Annotated in this window: 18 protein-coding genes and 1 pseudogene; 12 read left to right on the top strand and 7 right to left on the bottom strand. The window is 73.0% G+C overall.

Annotation, left to right across the window (positions count from 1 at the left end; all coding sequences use genetic code 11):
* The 3 genes from ABB07_RS15040 to ABB07_RS15030 all read right to left on the bottom strand — a co-directional run.
* Nucleotides 1-864 (bottom strand): protein kinase domain-containing protein (locus tag ABB07_RS15040; RefSeq protein ID WP_208899204.1); only part of this gene is annotated, 864 nt, incomplete at its 3' end.
* The gene (locus ABB07_RS15035) at nt 861-1,616 is read right to left on the bottom strand and encodes an FHA domain-containing protein (protein ID WP_208899203.1); all 756 of its coding nucleotides are present in this window, start codon (nt 1,614-1,616) and stop codon (nt 861-863) included. The genes ABB07_RS15035 and ABB07_RS15040, both read right to left, overlap by 4 nt.
* A 152-nt stretch (nt 1,617-1,768) precedes the next feature.
* Entirely contained in the window at nt 1,769-2,362 is a 594-nt protein-coding gene (locus tag ABB07_RS15030; RefSeq protein WP_208899202.1) for a hypothetical protein, read from the bottom strand.
* 261 nt (nt 2,363-2,623) lie between these two features.
* Between ABB07_RS15030 and ABB07_RS15025 the strand changes: the two genes are divergently transcribed.
* From ABB07_RS15025 to ABB07_RS15000, 6 genes are all read left to right on the top strand, one after another.
* A complete protein-coding gene (locus ABB07_RS15025; RefSeq protein ID WP_208899201.1) occupies nt 2,624-3,478 on the top strand; it encodes a bifunctional methylenetetrahydrofolate dehydrogenase/methenyltetrahydrofolate cyclohydrolase in 855 nt (284 codons plus the stop codon).
* On the top strand, nt 3,468-3,959 hold the full coding sequence (locus tag ABB07_RS15020) for a DUF3017 domain-containing protein (RefSeq protein WP_208899200.1): 492 nt from the start codon (nt 3,468-3,470) through the stop codon (nt 3,957-3,959). Before ABB07_RS15025 ends, ABB07_RS15020 begins: the two co-directional genes overlap by 11 nt.
* Nucleotides 3,960-4,176: 217 nt before the next feature.
* On the top strand, nt 4,177-5,346 hold the full coding sequence (locus ABB07_RS15015) for a sensor histidine kinase (protein WP_244189364.1): 1,170 nt from the start codon (nt 4,177-4,179) through the stop codon (nt 5,344-5,346).
* 50 nt (nt 5,347-5,396) lie between these two features.
* On the top strand, nt 5,397-6,068 hold the full coding sequence (locus ABB07_RS15010; RefSeq protein WP_208899199.1) for a response regulator: 672 nt from the start codon (nt 5,397-5,399) through the stop codon (nt 6,066-6,068).
* A 230-nt stretch (nt 6,069-6,298) separates the two neighbouring features.
* The gene (locus tag ABB07_RS15005; RefSeq protein ID WP_208899198.1) at nt 6,299-7,927 is read left to right on the top strand and encodes a helix-turn-helix domain-containing protein; all 1,629 of its coding nucleotides are present in this window, start codon (nt 6,299-6,301) and stop codon (nt 7,925-7,927) included.
* Between the two features lie 511 nt (nt 7,928-8,438).
* Entirely contained in the window at nt 8,439-9,428 is a 990-nt protein-coding gene (locus tag ABB07_RS15000) for a malate dehydrogenase (protein ID WP_208899197.1), read from the top strand.
* A gap of 78 nt (nt 9,429-9,506) precedes the next feature.
* On the opposite strand, the gene ABB07_RS14995 is transcribed toward ABB07_RS15000, so the two are convergent.
* Nucleotides 9,507-10,928, bottom strand: a complete 1,422-nt coding sequence (locus ABB07_RS14995) for an MFS transporter (protein WP_208899196.1) — start codon at nt 10,926-10,928, stop codon at nt 9,507-9,509.
* Nucleotides 10,929-11,029: 101 nt separating this feature from the next.
* Between ABB07_RS14995 and ABB07_RS14990 the strand changes: the two genes are divergently transcribed.
* Nucleotides 11,030-11,953, top strand: coding sequence for a LysR family transcriptional regulator (locus ABB07_RS14990; protein WP_208899195.1), 924 nt, complete (start codon nt 11,030-11,032; stop codon nt 11,951-11,953).
* Here ABB07_RS14990 and ABB07_RS14985 read toward each other — a convergent pair.
* Nucleotides 11,933-12,412, bottom strand: a pseudogene (locus ABB07_RS14985) (GNAT family N-acetyltransferase); the annotation flags it as partial. The gene ABB07_RS14990 and the pseudogene ABB07_RS14985 overlap by 21 nt on opposite strands.
* Here ABB07_RS14985 and ABB07_RS14980 point away from each other — a divergent pair.
* Entirely contained in the window at nt 12,396-12,557 is a 162-nt protein-coding gene (locus tag ABB07_RS14980) for a mycothiol transferase (RefSeq protein ID WP_208899193.1), read from the top strand. The pseudogene ABB07_RS14985 and the gene ABB07_RS14980 sit on opposite strands and share 17 nt — an antisense overlap.
* A gap of 35 nt (nt 12,558-12,592) precedes the next feature.
* Here the strand turns inward: ABB07_RS14980 and ABB07_RS14975 are convergent, their stop codons facing one another.
* Complete coding sequence (locus ABB07_RS14975) at nt 12,593-13,204, bottom strand: DUF2637 domain-containing protein (RefSeq protein WP_055709601.1); 612 nt, start codon at nt 13,202-13,204, stop codon at nt 12,593-12,595.
* A gap of 23 nt (nt 13,205-13,227) precedes the next feature.
* On the bottom strand, nt 13,228-13,398 hold the full coding sequence (locus tag ABB07_RS14970; RefSeq protein WP_208899192.1) for a hypothetical protein: 171 nt from the start codon (nt 13,396-13,398) through the stop codon (nt 13,228-13,230).
* Nucleotides 13,399-13,661: 263 nt separating this feature from the next.
* Here ABB07_RS14970 and ABB07_RS14965 point away from each other — a divergent pair, with 263 nt between their 5' ends.
* From ABB07_RS14965 to ABB07_RS14950, 4 genes are read left to right on the top strand one after another with little or no spacing between them, the layout of a single operon-like run.
* Nucleotides 13,662-15,182 (top strand): aldehyde dehydrogenase family protein, encoded by a 1,521-nt coding sequence (locus tag ABB07_RS14965; protein WP_208899191.1) that lies wholly within the window; start codon nt 13,662-13,664, stop codon nt 15,180-15,182.
* A 47-nt stretch (nt 15,183-15,229) separates the two neighbouring features.
* Nucleotides 15,230-16,762: a GMC family oxidoreductase gene (locus tag ABB07_RS14960; protein WP_208899190.1), complete on the top strand. Its 1,533-nt coding sequence runs from the start codon at nt 15,230-15,232 to the stop codon at nt 16,760-16,762.
* On the top strand, nt 16,759-17,856 hold the full coding sequence (locus ABB07_RS14955) for a quaternary amine ABC transporter ATP-binding protein (protein ID WP_208899189.1): 1,098 nt from the start codon (nt 16,759-16,761) through the stop codon (nt 17,854-17,856). The genes ABB07_RS14960 and ABB07_RS14955 overlap by 4 nt, the downstream gene beginning before the upstream one ends.
* Nucleotides 17,856-19,793 (top strand): ABC transporter permease, encoded by a 1,938-nt coding sequence (locus ABB07_RS14950; RefSeq protein WP_208899188.1) that lies wholly within the window; start codon nt 17,856-17,858, stop codon nt 19,791-19,793. The genes ABB07_RS14955 and ABB07_RS14950 overlap by 1 nt, the downstream gene beginning before the upstream one ends.

Raw genomic sequence — 19,793 nt, 5'->3', positions numbered from 1 at the left:
CCGCAGCAGCACCTCGGTGCCGATGCGGGCCGCGTGCGTCCGGGCCAGGCAGTCCCGCACGATCTCCCGCCAGGCGTCCGGGAGTTCGGGGGACAGGCGCAGTTCGTCGGTGCCGCGCGCATACGCGGCGGCCGCGTCGCGGCGGGCCGTCGGGGTGGCGCCGGACAGCGGGAAGGAGTCGGTGAGGACGAGATGCGCGAGCACGCCGAAGGCCCAGACGTCGGCGGACGGGCGGATACGGCGGCCCCGTTCGCCGATCTCCGCCCACAGCAGCTCGGGCGGGGTGTAGTCGGGGGTGGAGAAGGCCGGGGTGTAGGCGTGGGTGCCCTCCAGTTCGGCTGCCATGTTGAAGTCGGCGAGCCGCGCCGAACCGTCCGGCATCAGCAGCACGTTGGCCGGTTTCAGATCCCCGTGCACCCAGCCCGCCCGGTGCAGCTGGGCCAGCCCCTCGCAGACCTGGGCGAGCAGCGCGGGACCGGCGGCCGGGCGCGGTGCGGCGGCGAGCAGCGCGGACAGGGAGCCCTCGGCCCGCTCCAGGACGAGGACGGTGGCGCCGTCGAGCGCGGGGCGGTCCGGGTCGTCCACGACGAGCGACTCGTACATCCGGATCAGCCGCGGCCGGCTGAGCCGCCGGTGCAGGTCGACCTCGCGCTCGATGAGGTCGCGCAGATGGGCCAGTTGACGCGGGGTGCCGGTGCCGGTGGGCAGGAACTTCAGCGCGGCGGTGGCGGGCAGCTCCGCCGGACCGCCGGTGCGCCGGCCCACGTACACGCTGCCGAAGGCGCCCGTCGCGATCGGCTCGCGCACCTCCCAGGCGCCGACCCGGTAGCCCCGTGGCACCGGTACGGCGTACGGCTCGGTCACCGGGCCGTACGGCCGACGTCGGCGGAGGCGGCGGACAGGACCACCAGGTCGTCCTCCCGTACGAGATCGAAGCGGAGCGCCAGGGAGACCAGGGACTCCTTCTTGCCGTTGAGGCGGGGACCGGTGTCCGCGGTCTCCGGGCCGGGCTTGAGCCGCAGCTTCACCGCCAGGTAGTCGATGTTCCACTGCACCGAGGTGCGCGAGGCGGCCGGCCAGGCGGGGCGCAGCCGGTCGACGACCTGGTCGACCGTGGGCAGCGGGGCGTGCGGATCGCCGCGCAGCCGGGGTTCGCACAGGGCGGCCAGGACGGCGAAGTAGCGCTTGGTGCGGTCGACGGAGAAGGCGGGCGCGGTGGTGTCCCCGTCCGGCCCGGCCCCCTCCCGCAGATAGTCGTGGCGCGGCGCCCACACCTCGATCGGCAGCAGGTCACCGGCGGCGGGCAGCACGATCCGCGAGAACTCGAACGGGATCGGCGCGTCCAGCCGGCCCGGGCCGACCTTGATGTGCTCGCCGGCGCCCTCCGGGTTCTCCACCACGTAGGTCTGGCGCGCGGACAGGTTGCTCAGTATCCAGAACGCGCCCTGGGCGCTGAGTTCCCCGGCCCGGCGGGAGACCCCGTCGTGCGGGATCGTCAGGTCGTTGCCCAGCGCCCGTCCGAAGCTGAGGCGCTCACCGGGTGCGAGCCGGATCTGGGTGCTGCGGTCCTGTCGGTCCTCCGGGGTCGGCGGAGGTACGACGATGATGCTGTACAAGGTGCGTCTCCCCGTGCCTGACGGCCACCGGCCGGGTCTGGCCGCACCGGTCAGCCTAGGGGGACACACCAGGGCCGTGCCTCCCCCTGGACGGGTGAGACACGGCCCTCGGTGTTGAAATGGCGCGAACTGTTCCGTGACGCGCGCAGCGGTCAGTAGCTCGGGCGGTTGAACCAGTAGCTGCCGCCCTTGTTGGCGCAGAAGACGATGGTCAGGATGCCGAGCACGATGCTGACCAGCGCCAGGAGGTTGCCGCCGAAGAGGCTGAGCACGCTGAACAGCGTGACGAGCGAGGCGTAGACGATGGCCGAGACGCGGACGCCTCCGCGACCGCCCGCGAACTTGGCGCCGGTGAAGATCCCCCAGAACGCGAACGCGAGGACGATGATGCCGAACACGATCATCACGCCCACACCGATGCTGGCGGCCTTGTCCGCGTCGGTCGACGAGACGGTGCCGTCGGACGACACGACGCTCCTGATGCGGTCGGCGAACCAGGAACTGGCCACCAGCATCAGCAGACCGGCGAGCGCCTGGAACCCGCCCAGTACGAACAGGAACACGCGCGCGGCCTTCACACCGCCGGGCATCGCCGCGGGGGCCACCGGGGCGCCGTAGCCGGGCTGCTGGACCGGCGGCGCCGCCGGGTAGCCGTAACCGGCACCCTGGGGCTGCTGGGCGTAGCCGTAACCGGGCTGCTGCCCCTGCGGGGGGCCATAGGGGTTGTTCGGGTCACCGAAGCTCATGGTGGGGTTCCTCCGTTTTTCGAGTGCGGGGACGAGGCGCGGCACTGCACGGAGGAGGGTTTCTACAGATGCGGTCCGTCCCCCCGTCGAGCTGCCCGCTGCACTGTGGTGTCCATCGTTCTTGACCGGTTCCTGACTTGTCCAGCCGAAAGCCCCAGGTGTTGTGCAAGTGCAACATCATTGATCATCTGCCGGCCGTGCCGCGGGACCTCCGGCCACCCGGATTGGAACCGGGGGCGGGTCATCCGCGAGGATGGGGGCATGACCGCCCAGATTCTCGATGGCAAGGCCACCGCAGCCGCGATCAAGTCCGATCTGACCGCCCGCGTGGCGGCGCTGAAGGAGAAGGGCGTCACGCCCGGCCTCGGCACGATCCTGGTCGGGGACGACCCCGGCAGTCAGAAGTACGTCGCCGGCAAGCACCGCGACTGCGCGCAGGTCGGCATCGCCTCCATCCAGCGCGAGCTGCCGGGCACGGCCACCCAGGAGGAGATCGAGGCGGTCGTACGGGAGCTGAACGAGGACCCGGCCTGCACCGGTTACATCGTCCAGCTGCCGCTGCCCAAGGGCATCGACGAGAACCGCATCCTGGAGCTGATGGACCCGGCCAAGGACGCCGACGGGCTGCACCCGATGAACCTGGGCCGGCTGGTCCTGAACGAGCCCGCCCCGCTGCCCTGCACCCCGAACGGAATCCTTTCCCTGCTCCGGGCCCACGGCGTGGAGATCAAGGGCGCCGAGGTCGTGGTCGTCGGCCGCGGTGTCACCATCGGCCGGCCCATGCCGCTGCTGCTCACCCGGCGCAGCGAGAACGCCACCGTGACCCAGTGCCACACCGGCACCCGCGATCTGTCCGGCCACCTGAGGCGGGCCGACATCATCATCGCCGCGGCCGGCTCCCCGCACCTGATCCGCGCCGAGGACGTCAAGCCGGGCGCCGCCGTCCTGGACGTCGGTGTCTCCCGCAACGCCGAGGGCAAGATCATGGGTGACGTCCACCCGGACGTCGTCGAGGTGGCCGGCTGGATCTCTCCGAACCCCGGCGGTGTGGGCCCGATGACCCGGGCGCAGCTGCTGGTCAACGTGGTCGAGGCGGCGGAGCGCAGTGCCGGCTGACGAGGCCCGCGCGGGGGCGGTCACCCGCGGCACGCAGAGCGCGGGCGCGGTCGCCCGCGGGGCGCACGGCGCCGAGGAGCGTCCGGAGCGGACCACCCGCCGCTTCCCGCGGATCACGAAGGACACCGCGCGGCCCGAGGGCGGCGGCCGGGCCGCGCCCGGTGACGCCCCGGCCCCGGCGCGGCAGTGGCCCCTGCTCGTGGTGCTCGGCGGGGTCGCGTGCGGCCTGCTGCTCACCGCCCTCGACCTGTTCCGCGCCGGCACCCTGCTGATCGGCGCGGCCCTGCTGGCCGGCGCGGTGATGCGCTGGATACTCCCGAGCGTCGGCATGCTCGCCGTACGCTCCCGCTTCACGGACATCGCCACCTACGGCGTGCTCGGCCTCGCGATCGTCCTGCTGGCGATGATGGCCCAGCCCAAGCCGTGGCTCGAGATCCCGTTCCTGAAGGATCTGCTGCACGTCACGATCAGCAACAAGTAGCCGGGCCGCGCCGCCGGTGGCCCGCGCCTCCCCCCGGGGCGCGGGCCACCGGCGTACCCCCGTGCCCCGACGGTACGGCCGCCCGCCCGGCCCCCGCGTCCACCGGCGGACCGAACTCCCTCACCACCGCGGGCGGTAGGCCACCTGGTTCCTGCAACTTCCGTACTACTCCTCAGGTTTGACTCCCGCCTCCGGCCTCGGGCGTTACCCTGCGGCGATGCGACCGCTGACGCCCCGCCCGCTCCTGGTGGACACGCTGATCGCGGTCGGCATGGCCGTGGTCGCCGTCCTGCTGGGGCAGGAGTCACGATCGCAGGGCTGGCCGGAACTCGACGCCCGCGCCTATGTCCTGGTCGCCCTCGCCCATCTGCCGGTCGCCCTGCGCGGCCGGTGGCCCCTCGCCGTCTTCGCCGTCGTGCAGGCCGCCGCGATCGTCTACACCACCCTCGGCTACTGGCCGGTGGTGTGCACCTTCGGCTCCATGCTCGCCCTCTACACCGTGGCCTCCGTACGCCCCGTGCGCACCGCCCTGGCCTGCGCGGCCTGCATGACCGGGGTCTGGGCGTACGCCGGGGTGGTCAGCCACACCCCGTCCATGGCGTCCGTGCTCGGCCAGGCGCTGCTGTACTGCTCGGTGCTGGTCTGGTTCGGGCATCTGGCCCGGCGCTCCGCCGAACTGACCCGGCGGCTGCGCGCCGAGCAGGCCGAGCGGGCCCGGCGCGCGGTCGCCGAGGAACGGGGCCGGATCGCCCGCGAGTTGCACGACGTGGTCGCCCACCACATGTCGGTGATCTCGGTGCAGGCCGGTCTCGCCCGGTTCGTCTTCGACTCCAACCCCGGCCGGGCGCGCGGCGCGCTCGGCACCATCGCGGACACCAGCGGCGAGGCCCTGGAGGAGCTGCGCCGCATGCTGCAGGTGCTGCGCGAGGAGGACCCGGAGGCGCCCGAGCGCGCCCCCATGCCCACGCTGGCCCGGCTCGGCGAGCTCCTCGACCGGGTCCGGGCCGGCGGGCTGCCCGTGGACCTCGCGGTGGCGGGCACCGAGCGCCCGCTGCCGCCCGGCGTCGAACTGTGCGCCTACCGGGTCGTCCAGGAGGCCCTCACCAACGCCCTCAAACACGCCGGTCCGGCGCACGCGCGCGTGGAACTCCGGTACGGCTCCCACGAGCTGACCGTCCGCGTCACCGACGACGGGCAGGGGACGATTCCGGCCAGAGTGCCGGCGGGCGGCGGACACGGCTTGATCGGCATGCGCGAGCGGGCCAAGCTCTACGGTGGGACGATCACGGTCGGCCCACGCTCCGAGGGCGGGTTCGAGGTCCTGCTGGACCTGCCCACCTCGGCCGCCGAGCGCGGCGGCACCGGCGCACCGGAGGCGGAGCTGTAGGGACGGCGCCGGCAACGGGACGGCGCACGGCGAGGGGACGACCGTACGGCATGACCAGAGTGCTCGTCGTCGACGACCAGTTCCTCATCCGCGCCGGACTCGTCGGTCTGCTGGAGGCCGCGCCCGGCTTCGAGGTGGTGGGCGAGGCCGCGGACGGCGAGGAGGCCGTGCGGCTCGCCGCCGACACCCGCCCCGACGTGATCCTGATGGACATCCGGATGCCCGGGGTCAACGGCATCGAGGCCACCGAGCGGATCCTCGCCGCCGCCGACGGCCGCCCGCCCCGGGTGCTGGTGCTGACCACCTTCGACCTCGACGAGTACGTGTACGGGGCGCTGCGCGCCGGGGCCTCCGGGTTCCTGCTGAAGGACTCCGGGCCCGAGCGGCTGCTCGCCGCCGTCACCGCGGTCGAGGGCGGCGACGCGCTGTTCGCGCCCAGTGTCACCCGGCGCCTGGTCGAGGCGTTCGCCCACCGGCAGGCTCCGGCCGGGACCGAGACGGCCGCCCCGCCCGACCTCGCCGTGCTCACCTCCCGGGAGAGGGAGGTCCTCGAGCTCACCGCCCGCGGCCTGTCCAACGTGGAGATCGCCGACCGCCTCTACATCAGCGAGGCCACCGTCAAGACCCACCTCAACCGCACGATGAGCAAGCTCGACCTGGGCAGCCGGGCCCAGGCGGTCGTGCTGGCGTACGAGACGGGACTGGTGACACCGGGCGGCTGAGCGGCGGCTCGCCCCCACCCCCGAAGGGAGGCGAACCACCGCCGGGAATCAGCCTTCCGCCCATGAACCGCCTGTTCAACGGCTGTCCTTGCGCTGTGGCACGGAAGTGACCGTTCCGCTACGGTGTCCGCGCGCCGTCCATGCTCCCGCGCGCCCCTACTCCGGGAACTGGGATCCTTAGGGAGTGCATCCTTGTGGGTAGCCAGGACGGGGGAAGTAGGGGGGAAGCGATGCCTCGTTGGAAAGATCTGCCCGAGGAACTGGATCCGCAGATCAAGGAGTTCACCCAGCAGGTGCGGCGGCTCGTGGACCGCAGCGGTCTGAGCGTCGCGGCACTCGCCGACCGCACGGGCTACAGCAAGACGTCCTGGGAGCGTTACCTGGGCGGCCGGCTGCTCGCGCCCAAGGGGGCGATCGTCGCGCTCGCCGAGGTCACCGGCACCAACCTGGTGCACCTGACCACGATGTGGGAGCTGGCCGAACGCGCCTGGAGCCGGGCCGAGATGCGGCACGACCGCACCATGGAGGCGATCCGCATCTCCCAGGCGCGCGCCGCGCTCGGGGAGTTCGGCGCCGCGGAGGCGACCGGTGGCCCGTCCGGCCGCAAGGGTGCCGGCGCGGCCACAGGGATCGCCGGTCCGGCCGGTGTCTCCCCGACGATCCCCACCCAGCCGACGGCCCCTGACGCCGACGCGCGGGAGGGGGCGGGACGTGAGCGGGGCGAAGGCCGTGACCGGGCGGAGGGTCTCGACCGGGCCGGGGGGCTTGACCAGGCTGGGGGGCCTGATCGGGTCGACGACTCTGGGCGGGGCGGGGGTTCCGGGCGCGGCTCGGTCGGTGGTTCCGGTCGTGGTGCGGCCGACGGATCCAGTCGTGGTTCGGCCGGTGGTGCGGGCCGCGGGGCGGTCGACGGTTCGGGTCATGGGGCCGGTGACGGTTCGGGGAGTGGTGCGGCCGGGGGTCCGGGCGGCGGCTCGGGCCCTGGGGGCGCCGAAGCGGCAGGTCCCGGTACGGCCGACGGAGCGGGCCGGGAGCCGGCCGAGGCGGCTGGGCGGGGGCTGACCGGCGACGCGGGTCCGGGTCCGGCCGGCCGGGACGGCGCCGGGCGCGGCGCGGCCTCGGGCGCCAACTCCTGGGGTCTGGCCGGGTACCAGGGCCCGTCCAAGGCGAGCGCCCGCCCCGGCGCCGGGGCGCGCGCGGAGGCCGGTGCCGGGGCGGGCGCGGGGGCCGGTGCCACCGCCGTGAACGGCGCCAGGCCCGCCGGTTCGCCCGAGGGCCCCGGCTGGACCCCTGCCACCCCGGACCCGTACGGCGGCGGGCCGGCTGGGCCCGGCCCCACCGGCGGCGGCACCCCGGCACCGGGGAAGGCCGGCCGGCAGCGGGTGATCATGTTCCTCGCGGGGCTCGTCGGCGTGCTCGTCGTCATCGGCGCCGTCTTCTTCTTCACCGACCGGGGCGGCGCCAGGCACGAGAACGCCGGCAAGCGGCCGTCCCCCAGCGCCACCGCGCACGCGCCCCTGCCGCCCGGGGTCAAGTGCGCCGGCTCCGCCTGTGACGGCAAGGACGCCGAGGCCATGGGGTGCAGCGGCGAGCTGGTGACCACCGCCAAGACCGCCACCGTCGGCACCACGACCCTGGAGGTCCGCTACAGCAAGGCCTGCGGCACCGCCTGGGGCCGCATCACCGGCGCCGCCCAGGGCGACCAGGTCCAGGTGTCCGCCGGGAAGGCCCGGCAGACCGGTGCGACCTCCGGCGCCGGCGACACCATCGCCTACACCCCGATGGTCGCCGTCAAGAACGCGGCAGAGGCCAAGGCCTGCGCGACCCTGGCGTCGGGGCGCACGGGGTGCACCAAGTAGGGGCAACGGGACCGACGCCCCTCGCGGTCCGGCGTGCGGCGGAACGGGCGGCCCCGCGCAGGGGCAACGGGCGCCCCGAGCGCAGGGCCGGCGAGCGCCCCGAGCGCAGGGCTGACGCGCGCCCCGGGCACGGCCAATGGGCGCCTGAGCAGGGCTGACGGGCCGCGGCGCGTCCGGCGTACGGCGTGCGGGGAATCGGGAGGGTGAAATTCCGGGGCCGGGTGCATGGCGGGCCGGATTCTGGGCACGCGCCCCAGTACCCCCCACGGGAGTCCGGCACGTCCGGTACCCCCACCTGGCGGCCGCCTCCGTCCTCTCCCCCTCTCCCGGACGGGCGGCCGCCCTTTCGTTAGACCCACCTTCGACTTGTGGGGTGATCCACAGGGCCCCGGACGTCTCGCATGCCGGATGCGCGATAGCCTGACCGCTGGATCGATCTCTTGACGCCAAGAGATCGATCATCCGCCCGGGGCCGGGATGCCCCACCGCCAGCTGTCATACGGAGAACGCCATGACCCGCACTCCCGTGAACGTCACCGTCACCGGCGCGGCCGGCCAGATCGGTTACGCCCTGCTCTTCCGCATCGCCTCCGGCCAGCTGCTCGGCGCGGACGTGCCGGTCAAGCTGCGCCTGCTCGAGATCACCCCGGCCCTGAAGGCCGCCGAGGGCACCGCCATGGAGCTGGACGACTGCGCGTTCCCGCTCCTGCAGGGCATCGACATCACGGACGACCCGAACGTCGCCTTCGACGGCGCCAACGTAGCCCTCCTGGTCGGCGCCCGGCCCCGCACCAAGGGCATGGAGCGCGGCGACCTGCTCGAGGCCAACGGCGGCATCTTCAAGCCGCAGGGCAAGGCCATCAACGACCACGCCGCTGACGACATCAAGGTCCTGGTCGTCGGCAACCCGGCCAACACCAACGCGCTCATCGCGCAGGCCGCCGCGCCGGACGTCCCGGCCGAGCGCTTCACCGCGATGACCCGCCTGGACCACAACCGCGCGCTGACGCAGCTCGCGAAGAAGACGGGTTCGACGGTCGCCGACATCAAGCGGCTGACCATCTGGGGCAACCACTCCGCCACCCAGTACCCGGACATCTTCCACGCCACCGTCGCCGGCAAGAACGCCGCGGAGGTCGTGAACGACGAGAAGTGGCTGGCCGAGGACTTCATCCCGACCGTCGCCAAGCGCGGTGCCGCGATCATCGAGGCCCGCGGTGCCTCTTCGGCGGCCTCCGCCGCCAACGCCGCGATCGACCACGTGTACACCTGGGTCAACGGCACCGCCGAGGGTGACTGGACGTCCATGGGCATCCCGTCGGACGGTTCGTACGGCGTGCCGGAGGGTCTGATCTCCTCCTTCCCCGTCACCACGAAGGACGGCAAGTACGAGATCGTCCAGGGCCTGGACATCAACGAGTTCTCCCGTGCGCGCATCGACGCGTCGGTGAAGGAGCTGGAGGAGGAGCGCGAGGCGGTTCGCTCGCTGGGCCTCATCTGAGAGTTCCGTCAGACGCGGTGACGCTCGGCACCCCGCCGTGGGGGTGCCGGGCGTTTGCCGTCTGCGGGTGCGTTCCGGCTACCCGCCGTAGGAGCGCGCGCTTGCTGCCGGATGCCGGTCCGTTGTGGTTGCTCGCGCAGTTCCCCGCGCCCCTTCGGGGCGCTTTCCATATCCCGCCACCACCAGTGCCGTAGCCCCCAGCACCACCACCCCCGCCGTTCGCAGCGCCGGGCCCAGGCCGTGGAGCAGGTCGGTGTGGGCGGACAGGACCGTGCCGGTGACGGCGACCCCCAGGGCCGCGCCCGTTTCCCGGGCCGTCGTGCCGAGGCCGGAGCCGAGGCCCGCCTGGTGGGCGGGGAGGGAGGTGACCACGCCGACGGTCAGGGCCGGCATGGAGAGGCCGGCACCGGCGGAGATGACCAGGAGCCAGCAGACGAACACCGCGTAGGGCGTGCCGGCGTCGGCCGTGGACGCGCCGAGCAGGCCGAGGCCGATGAGGGCGAGACCGGCGCCGATGACCGCGCGCGGGTGGCCGGCCCAGCGGGTGGCCAGCTTCTGGGACACGGCCATCCCGAAGACCAGGGGCATGATCGCCACCCCCGTGACGGCGGGGCCGAAGCCCTTCACGCCCTGCAGGTACTGGGAGTTGACGAAGAACAGGGAGAACAGGCCGAAGAACGCGGTGGCCGTGCCGAGGGAGGCCGAGCGCAACCGGGGCGAGGCGAAGACCCGCGGGTCGAAGAGGGGCGCCGCCGAGCGCAGGGCGTGCAGGGTGAAGGCCGCGATCAGCAGCGCGCCCGCCGCGAAGGCGCCGAGGATGCGCGCGGAGCTCCAGCCGTAGGTCGGGCCCTCGATGATGCCGAACAGGACCGCGACCAGGCCCGCGGTGAGCAGCAGGGTGCCGAGCGGGTCGGGGCGGGCGGCGGTGGCGCGTTCGGTGCGCGGGACGGTGAGCGCGGCGGCCACGGCGAGTACGGCGGCCAGCGGGACCATCACCGCGAACAGGGCGCGCCAGGTGAGGAACTGCCCGGCCAGTCCGCCGCCCAGGTTGCCGGCCGCGCCGCCCAGGCCGATCGACAGCGTCCAGGCACCCATCGAGCGGACCCGGTGTTCCGGCGCGGACAGCTGCATCAGGATCGAGAGGGTGGCCGGGGTGATCAGGGCCGCTCCGGCGCCGGACAGCCCCCGGCCCGCTATCAGCATGGCGGGCGCGGTCGCGAGCGCGCTGGTGGCGGCGCCCGCCGCGAACAGGGTCAGCCCGGTGAGCAGGGCGCCCTTGCGGCCGTACCGGTCGCCGAGCGCGCCGGCCGGGATGAGCAGGCCCGCGAAGACGATGACGTAGGCGTCGACCGTCCACAGGATCTCGGTGTGCGAGGGATGCAGGGACGACGAACTCAGCTGCGGGATGAGGAGGTTGATGGCGGCGACCATGCTCTGGGCGACCAGGACGCAGGCGCACAGCGCGAGCAGGGTGGGGCGTTTCAGGGCGTGCGCGGGCACGGCTCCTCCCGGGAGCTTCGGAGGTGGTGGTGGGATCGCCCTCACCGTAGGCTCGGCGGTGACCTGCTTTCCAGTGCAACCTTCGCAAGGGATACCTGCACATGACGCAATCCACGGGGCTGGACCTGAATCTGCTGGTCGCGCTGGACGTGCTGCTGGAGGAGCAGAGCGTGCAGGGTGCCGCCCGCCGACTGCATCTGTCCGAGCCCGCCATGAGCCGCACGCTCGGCCGGATCCGCAAGGCGCTCGGCGATCCGGTCCTGGTGCGCGCCGGGCGCCGGATGGTGCCCACTCCGCACGCGCTGGCCCTGCGGGCCGAGGTGGGCGCGGTGGTGGAGCGGGCCCGGGCCCTGTTCGCGCCGGGCCGCGACACCGACCTGCGGACCGTCTCCCGCACCTTCACGATCCTCGGCCACGACGCGGTCTCCGCCACCCACGGCGCCGCCCTCTTCGCCCGCGCCGCCCGCGAGGCACCCGGCATCCGCCTGCGCTTCCTCTCCGAGAGCCATGTGGACGCCCCGTTCCTGCGCCAGGGCACCGCCGACCTGGAGGTCGGGGTGATCGACACCACCGCGCCCGAGGTGCATGTGGAGACGGTGTACGAGGAGCGCATGCTGGGCGTCGTACGGTCCGGACACCCGTTGCTGGACGGGGAGTTGACGCCCGAGCGGTTCGCCGGGCAGGCCGGTCACCTCGTCGTCTCCCGGCGCGGCAGGCAGCGCGGCCCGGTGGACGACGCCCTGGCCGAACTCGGCCTCGGCCGCTGCGTGGTGGGCAGCGTCGGCACCTATCCCGCCTCGCTGTTCGTGCTGCGCGAGACCGACCTGATCGGCCTGATCACCACCTACAGTCGCCCGATGGCGGACGCCCTCGGTCTCGTCGTCTTCGAGATCCCCCTCGAACTCCCGGCGGTCGAGGTGGGGCTCGCCTGGCACCCCCGGCACGACGCCGACCCCGCCCACGCCTGGCTGCGCGCCTGCGTCCGGGACCTGATGGCCGAGGCGTCAGGCGCCGTCCTCGGCTAGTAGCCGCTTCTCGAACCAGTGGCCGCCGTAGACGTCGTCGTTGTAGCGCGGGATCTCGGTGTACCCGCACGCCCGGTACATCGCCTGCGCCTCGGTGAGCACCGTGTGCGTGTCCAGGCGTACGACCGTCAGGCCGCGCTCCAGGGCCTCCCGCTCCAGCGCCGCCGGCAGCCGCCGTGCGAGCCCCAGCCGGCGCGCCTCCGGGTGCACCCACACATGGCGGATCTCGCCGGCCCCGGGTGCCAGCCGTCTGAACGCCCCGCAGCCCACCGGCCGCCGTTCCTCGTACGCCACCAGGAAGGCACCGGCCTCCCCGGTGACCTCCTCGGGGCGTACCAGGGCCGCCTTGTCGTAGCCCTCGGGGAAGCGCGCGTCGATGTCCGCCGCGTAGGCCTCCAGGCAGGCCCGCGCGTCCGGCGAGGCGCCGTCGACGCTCTCCACCGTGATCCGCACCTCACGCCGGGGCGAGCGGCCGAGCCTGCGCCGGTTCCTGGTCGACATGATCGAGGAGTACGCCCGGCACGTGGGCCAGGCCGACCTGATCCGGGAGTCGCTCGACGGCCGCGTGAACGAGGACCCGCCGGCCGGCTACCGGGCGTGGTAGCCGGCCGGCGGGTCCTCATGCGGGCCTTCACGGCTTCACGGCGTGGGGTCCGGCGGATCGGTGTTCGTGGCGTGCCGGGGGCGGTTCCTCGTCGAGATCTGGCCGACGAGTTCCCAGAAGCACACCAGAGCGGTGACCGGCGGGATTCCGAAGATCACTAACGAGAGCAGCGCATGCGACGAGTGGCTGACGCACAGCCCCACGGCGAGCGCGGAAGCGGCCAGCACGACGCACCAGGAACGCCGCGCACTGCGGCGCTGAGCGGTGGCCCGCAGTACGGAGAGGGCGGCCACGAACCACGGCCCGTACACGGTCAGCGGCCAGCATTGCGCCAGTCTCGTCGGCAGCACGGACGACGCGATTCCGCGCAGTTGCCAGTACGAGTAGCAGACGGACCAGCCCAGCATGCACAGCGCGCAGACGGTCACCGTCGCGATCAGCAGCGTGATGTGGGTGAGGCTGCGGCCGCCGTCGAGCAGATGGGACTCGTGACGCACCCGTCGGCGGTTGTTCCTGCGCGGGGACGGCAGGTCCAGGGGGGTGACGGGGCTCACGCTGGTCGGCGTGGACAGTATCTGGGCCAGTTCCTCGACCGGGTCCCAGTCGTTCGGCGCGATGTCCTGGTCCGGGACGTTCCAGGTTTCCATCGTTCTACCTCCGTACCCCCGCCTCAGGACGCCCTGTACAGAGCTGCCATCGTCCGCCGGTATTCATTTTCCATTGTGTTGATTTTCGTAAGGAAGTCGTCGAGCAGATCCGAGCATGACGTGACGTCCGCCTCGCCGCTCCAGCGCAGCATGGTCGTCTTATGATCCTCGGCCGCGTGCCAGTCCAATCGCATCACGGTCACCTAACGACGGCCGATGGAGGTGGGCTTTGGGGCATTCGGGGGAATTGTAAATACACAGGCAATTGTATTCCGTGAATACTGCAATTAAATGGTCGACGGGTTGAGTGATCTGGTGCGGGCTGATGTGACCCCGCGCACTTTCCGTCATCGATCGCGCATGCGAGGTGCCGGTCCTGGGCAGGCGGCGACGGTCCCCGAGCGTGGCACGCGAGTGACACAGGGGCATCGATCAGGAACGGAAGGCAACACCGATCATGGCGGACAGAACGGCACGACAGGCCCAGGCGACCATCCACGCGGGAGGCGAGTGGCTGGCTGCGGTCTCCGGCGCGACGCGCGAGATCCTCGACCCCGCGGACGCCCGGCCGTTCGCCGTGGTCGCCGAGGGTGACGAGAAGGACGCCGAGCGCGCGGTGGCCGCGGCCCGGCAGGCCTTCGACCACGGCCCCTGGCCGCACACCCCGGTCGCCGACCGCGCCGCCCTGCTGCGCCGCGTCGCCGGCCTCCTCGTACGCGACCGCGAGGAGCTGGGCCTGCTGGAGAGCCGGGACGCGGGCAAGACCGTCGAGGAGGGGCGTATCGACATCGACTGTGTCGCCGACGCCTTCCGCTACTTCGCCGACCTGGTCGCCGCCGAGGCGCCGGGCCGGGTCGTGGACGCGGGTTCCCCCGACATCCACAGCGTCGTCGTGCACGAGCCGGTCGGCGTCTGCGCGCTGATCACCCCCTGGAACTACCCGCTGCTCCAGGCCAGTTGGAAGATCGCTCCGGCCCTCGCCGCCGGCAACACCTTCGTGATCAAGCCCAGCGAGATCACCCCGATGACCACCGTCGCGCTGATCGAGCTGCTGGCGGAGGCGGGCCTGCCCGCCGGGGTCGCCAACCTCGTCACCGGCCCCGGCCACACCGTCGGCGCCCGCCTCGCCGAGCACTCCGACGTCGACCTGGTCTCCTTCACCGGCGGCCTGGTCAGCGGCACCAAGGTGGCCCAGGCCGCCGCCCCGACGGTGAAGAAGGTCGCCCTCGAACTCGGCGGCAAGAACCCCAACGTCGTCTTCGCCGACGCCTGCGCCACCGAGGAAGGCTTCGACACCGCCGTCGACCAGGCCCTCAACGCCGCCTTCATCCACAGCGGCCAGGTCTGCTCGGCCGGCGCCCGGCTCATCGTCGAGGAGTCGGTCAGGGACCGCTTCGTCGCCGAACTCGCCCGCCGGGCCCGGCGGATCAGGCTCGGGCGCGGCACCGCGGACGGTGTCGAGTGCGGCCCGCTCGTCTCCGAGCAGCAGCGCGCCAAGGTCGAGGCGTACGTCGCGTCCGCGCTCGCCGAGGGCGCCGTACTGCGCTGCGGCGGCAAGCGGCCGGAGCCGTCACCGGAGCGCCCCGAGGCCGGCTACTTCTACGAGCCGACGGTCCTCGACGCCTGCCACCGCGAGATGCGGGTCGTCCGCGAGGAGGTCTTCGGACCGGTCCTCACCGTCGAGACCTTCCGCACCGAGGAGGAGGCCGTCAGCCTCGCCAACGACACCGAGTACGGCCTCGCCGGCGCCGTCTGGACCGCCGACGCGGGCAGGGCCCGCCGCGTCGCCGGCCGGCTGCGCCACGGCACCGTCTGGATCAACGACTTCCACCCCTACCTGCCGCAGGCGGAGTGGGGAGGCTTCGGCAGGAGCGGCACCGGCCGCGAGCTGGGACCCGCCGGACTCGCCGAGTACCGCGAGACCAAGCACGTCTACCAGAACCTCGCGCCGAAGCCGGTGCGCTGGTTCGCCGGCTGAGCCCCACCTCTTCGCCCCCCGGAAACACCCCCTGGAGTAGTACCCCCATGTCCCACACCCCCCACGTCTACGACTATGTCGTGATCGGCGGCGGCACCGCGGGCTCCGTCATCGCCTCCCGCCTCACCGAGAACCCGGACGTCACCGTCGCCGTCATCGAGGGCGGCCCGAGCGACGTCGGCCGCGACGACGTCCTCACCCTGCGCCGCTGGATGGGCCTGCTCGGCGGCGACCTCGACTACGACTACCCGACCGTGGAGCAGCCGCGCGGCAACTCCCACATCCGGCACAGCCGCGCCCGCGTCCTCGGCGGCTGCTCCTCCCACAACACGCTGATCTCCTTCAAGCCGCTGCCGTCCGACTGGGACGAGTGGGAGGAGGCCGGCGCCAAGGGGTGGGGGGCCGTGCCCATGGAGGCGTACTTCGCCCGCCTGAAGAACAACATCGTCTCCGTCGACGAGAAGGACCGCAACGCCATCGCCCGGGACTTCGTCGACGCCGCCCAGGCCGCGCTCGGCGTCCCCCGCGTCGAGGGCTTCAACAAGAAGCCGTTCACCGAGGGCGTCGGCTTCTTCGACCTCGCCTACCACCCCGAGGACAACAAGCGGTCCTCGGCGTCGGTGGCGTACCTGCACCCGGTGATGGACGAGCGCCCGAACCTGACGATCCTGCTGGAGACCTGGGCGTACCGGCTGGAGCTGGACGGCACCCGGGCCCAGGGCGTCCACGTGCGCACCAAGGACGGCGAGGAACTGCTGGTCCGGGCCCGGAACGAGGTGGTCCTGTGCGCGGGCGCCGTCGACTCCCCGCGCCTGCTCCTCCACTCGGGCATCGGCCCCCGCGGCGACCTGGAGGCCCTCGGCATCCCCGTCGTCCACGACCTGCCCGGCGTCGGCGAGAACCTGCTGGACCACCCCGAGTCGGTCATCGTCTGGGAGACCCACGGCCCGATCCCGGAGAACTCCGCGATGGACTCCGACGCGGGCCTGTTCGTGCGCCGCGACCCCGGACACGCGGGCCCGGACCTGATGTTCCACTTCTACCAGATCCCGTTCACGGACAACCCGGAGCGGCTCGGCTACGAACGCCCGCGGTACGGCGTCTCGATGACCCCGAACATCCCCAAGCCCAGGTCCCGCGGCCGCCTCTACCTCACCAGCGCCGACCCGTCCGTCAAGCCCGCCCTCGACTTCCGCTACTTCACCGACGAGGACGACTACGACGGCCGGACCCTGGTCGACGGCATCCGCATCGCCCGTGAGATCGCGAGGACCGAGCCGCTCGCGAGCTGGCTCAAGCGCGAGGTGTGCCCCGGTCCCGAGGTCCGGGGCGACGCCGAACTCAGCGAGTACGCCCGCAAGGTCGCGCACACCGTGTACCACCCGGCCGGCACCTGCAGGATGGGCGCCGCCGACGACGAACTGGCCGTAGTCGACCCGGAGTTGAGGATCCGAGGCCTCGACGGCATTCGCATCGCCGACGCGTCCGTCTTCCCGACCATGACCGCCGTGAACCCGATGATCGGGGTGCTCATGGTCGGGGAGAAGGCCGTCGACCTGATCGGAGGTGACGCCCGATGACCCGCACCGTCCCCACCCGCAAGCCGCCCACCGCCGCCCCTGTCTTCTCCGTCGAGGGCCTGTGGAAGGTCTTCGGCCCCAAGCCCCAGCGGATCCCCGCCGACCCGGAGCTCAGCACGCTGGACCCCGCCGACCTGCGCGCCCGCACGGGCTGTACGGCGGCCGTCCGCGATGTCTCCTTCGACGTCCGCAAGGGCGAGGTCTTCGTGGTCATGGGCCTGTCCGGCTCCGGCAAGTCCACCCTGGTCCGCTGCCTCACCCGGCTGATCGAACCGACGGCGGGCACGATCTCCATCGACGGCGAGGACGTCCGCGCGATGGACAAGGGCCGCCTGCGCGAACTGCGCCGGCACCGGGCCGCCATGGTCTTCCAGCACTTCGGCCTGCTCCCGCACCGCACGGTCCTGGACAACGTGGCCTACGGCCTGGAAATCCAGGGCGTCGGCAAGGCCGAGCGGCGCGAGCGGGCCGCCGAGGTCGTCGCCAAGGTCGGCCTCGAAGGCATGGAACACCGCCGCCCCGCCGAACTCTCCGGCGGCCAGCGCCAGCGCGTGGGCCTGGCCCGGGCCCTGGCCGTCGACCCCGAGGTCCTGCTCTTCGACGAGCCGTTCAGCGCCCTCGACCCGCTCATCCGGCGCGACATGCAGGACGAGGTGGCCCGCCTGCACCGCGAGGAGGGCCGCACGATGGTCTTCATCACCCACGACCTGTCCGAGGCCCTCAAGCTGGGCGACCGCATCGCCCTGATGCGCGACGGCAGGGTCGTCCAGCTCGGCACCCCGGAGGAGATCGTGGGCTCCCCGGCCGACGCTTACGTCCGCGAGTTCGTCCGGGACGTCCCGCGCGAGCAGGTGATGACGGTCCGTACGGCGATGAAGCCGGGCGACTGCGGCGGTTCCGAGCACCCGGGCGCCCTCACCCCGGACGCCGTGGTCGCGGACGCGATCAAGGCCGTGGCCGAGACCGGCACACCGGCGTGCGTGGTGGAGGACGGCCACTGCGTCGGGACCGTGGACCACGAGCTGCTGCTGGACGTCGTGGCGGGCCTCGACGTGTGCGTACCCGCCCCGCGCATCAGCCCGGAGGCGGTCTGATGGCAACGCTCACCGTCCCGGCCTCCCGCACGAACGTCCCCCGCGTCCTCAGGAGCAGAACCACGGCGAAACTGCTCCTCCTCGCGCTGGTCACCGCCGTACTGCTGCCCCTCCTGCACGGCGGACCGTGGCCGCAGCACCTGACCGTCAGCCTGGACAAGCCGCTCACCGGCGCCAGCAACTGGGTCATCGACAACCGCGACAGCCACCCGCTGTTCCTGTACTTCTTCGGCTACATCAGCAACGCCGTCGTCATCGCCGTACGCGGCGTCTACCTCACGCTGCTCGCCGCGGGCTGGGCCGGCGTCACGGCGTTCGGCGCCCTGCTCGCCTGGCGCTTCGCCGGCCCCCGGCTCGCCGCCGGCACCGCGATCGCCTTCCTGGCCTGCGGCGCCCTGGGCATGTGGGTGCCGACCATGCAGACCCTCGCGCTCATGGTCGTCGCCGTCCTCGCCTCCGTGGCCGTCGGCGCGCTGCTCGGCCTCGCCGCCGGCCTGTCCGACCGCCTGGACCGCGCCCTGCGCCCGGTCCTGGACACCATGCAGGTGCTCCCGGCCTTCGCCTACCTCCTCCCCGTCGTCCTGGTCTTCGGCATCGGCGTCCCCGCGGCCGTGCTCGCCACCGTCGTGTACGCCGCCCCGCCGATGGCCCGCCTCACCGCGCTCGGCCTGCGCGGCGCCGACCCCGAGGTCCTGGAGGCCGTGGAGTCGCTCGGCGCGACCCGCCGCCAGCGGCTGCTGACCGCCCGCATCCCGCTCGCCCGGGGTGAACTCCTCCTCGGCCTCAACCAGACGATCATGATGGCGCTGTCCATGGCCGTCATCGCCTCCGTCATCGGCGCCGGCGGCCTCGGTGACCGCGTCTACCAGGCGCTCGCCTCGGTCGACGTCGGCCAGGCCCTCGCCGCCGGCATCCCGATCGTGCTGCTCGCGATCGTGCTGGACCGCGTGACCGCGGCGGCGGGCGCGGGCGCCGGCGACGGCACCACGCGCCCGAGGACCATCGGCTGGGTCTACGCCCTCGCCGTCACCGTGGCCGCCGCCCTGGCCGCCCGCCTCCTGCACGGCCTCGACTGGCCCTCCGGCTGGACCCTGGACATCGCCGAACCGGTCAACCGTGCCGTCGACTGGATGACCAACCACCTCTACTCCGGCGTCCCGGTCGTCGGCGGTACGGCCGACTGGGCGGGCCACTTCACCACCTGGGTGCTGGACCCCGTGCGCGGCGGCCTGCAGTGGCTGCCCTGGTGGTCGGTGCTGCTGATCGTCGCCGCCCTGGCCTGGTCGATCGGCACCTGGCGCACCGCCCTGACCGCCGTCCTCGCCATGGCCGCGATCGGCGTCCTCGGCGTCTGGGAGCCGGCCCTCGACACGCTCTCCCAGGTGCTCGCCGCCGTGGCCGTCACCCTCGTCCTCGGTTTCGCGACCGGCATCGCCGCCGCCCGCAGCGACCGCGTCGAACGGGCCCTGCGGCCGGTCCTGGACGTGTTCCAGACCATGCCGCAGTTCGTGTACCTGATCCCGGTCGTCGCCCTGTTCGGCGTCGGCCGCGCCCCCGCCGTCGCCGCGGCCGTCGTCTACGCGCTGCCCGCCGTCGTCCGGATCACCGCGCAGGGCCTGCGCCAGGTCGACCCCGCCGCGCTGGAGTCGGCGCGCTCGCTCGGCGCGACCGGCCGGCAGCAGCTGTGGCAGGTCCAACGCCCGCTGGCCAAACGGTCGTTGCTGCTCGCCGTCAACCAGGGCGTGGTCCTGGTGCTCGCCGTCGTCATCATCGGCGGCCTGGTCGGCGGCGGCGCCCTCGGCTACAACGTGGCCTTCGGCCTCGCCCAGGGCGACCTGGCGACCGGTCTGGTGGCCGGCGCCGCGATCGTCTGCCTGGGCCTGATGCTCGACCGGGTGACCCAGCCGACCGGGCGACGCGCGAGGAAGGGAGCGTGA

Source organism: Streptomyces incarnatus (genome assembly GCF_001027185.1).
Taxonomy (GTDB): domain Bacteria; phylum Actinomycetota; class Actinomycetes; order Streptomycetales; family Streptomycetaceae; genus Streptomyces; species Streptomyces puniciscabiei.
Note: the sequence above shows the minus strand (reverse complement) of the source record. Positions and strands in the feature narration are given on the sequence as shown.

What these genes read in the sequence shown, in the direction of transcription:
- ABB07_RS15030 (WP_208899202.1), bottom strand. Translation starts at nt 2,362, where the DNA reads ATGAGCTTCGGTGACCCGAACAACCCCTATGGCCCCCCGCAGGGGCAG.
- ABB07_RS15025 (WP_208899201.1), top strand. Translation starts at nt 2,624, where the DNA reads ATGACCGCCCAGATTCTCGATGGCAAGGCCACCGCAGCCGCGATCAAG.
- ABB07_RS15015 (WP_244189364.1), top strand. Translation starts at nt 4,177, where the DNA reads ATGCGACCGCTGACGCCCCGCCCGCTCCTGGTGGACACGCTGATCGCG.
- ABB07_RS15010 (WP_208899199.1), top strand. Translation starts at nt 5,397, where the DNA reads ATGACCAGAGTGCTCGTCGTCGACGACCAGTTCCTCATCCGCGCCGGA.
- ABB07_RS15005 (WP_208899198.1), top strand. Translation starts at nt 6,299, where the DNA reads ATGCCTCGTTGGAAAGATCTGCCCGAGGAACTGGATCCGCAGATCAAG.
- ABB07_RS15000 (WP_208899197.1), top strand. Translation starts at nt 8,439, where the DNA reads ATGACCCGCACTCCCGTGAACGTCACCGTCACCGGCGCGGCCGGCCAG.
- ABB07_RS14990 (WP_208899195.1), top strand. Translation starts at nt 11,030, where the DNA reads ATGACGCAATCCACGGGGCTGGACCTGAATCTGCTGGTCGCGCTGGAC.
- ABB07_RS14975 (WP_055709601.1), bottom strand. Translation starts at nt 13,204, where the DNA reads ATGGAAACCTGGAACGTCCCGGACCAGGACATCGCGCCGAACGACTGG.
- ABB07_RS14970 (WP_208899192.1), bottom strand. Translation starts at nt 13,398, where the DNA reads ATGCGATTGGACTGGCACGCGGCCGAGGATCATAAGACGACCATGCTG.
- ABB07_RS14965 (WP_208899191.1), top strand. Translation starts at nt 13,662, where the DNA reads ATGGCGGACAGAACGGCACGACAGGCCCAGGCGACCATCCACGCGGGA.
- ABB07_RS14960 (WP_208899190.1), top strand. Translation starts at nt 15,230, where the DNA reads ATGTCCCACACCCCCCACGTCTACGACTATGTCGTGATCGGCGGCGGC.
- ABB07_RS14955 (WP_208899189.1), top strand. Translation starts at nt 16,759, where the DNA reads ATGACCCGCACCGTCCCCACCCGCAAGCCGCCCACCGCCGCCCCTGTC.
- ABB07_RS14950 (WP_208899188.1), top strand. Translation starts at nt 17,856, where the DNA reads ATGGCAACGCTCACCGTCCCGGCCTCCCGCACGAACGTCCCCCGCGTC.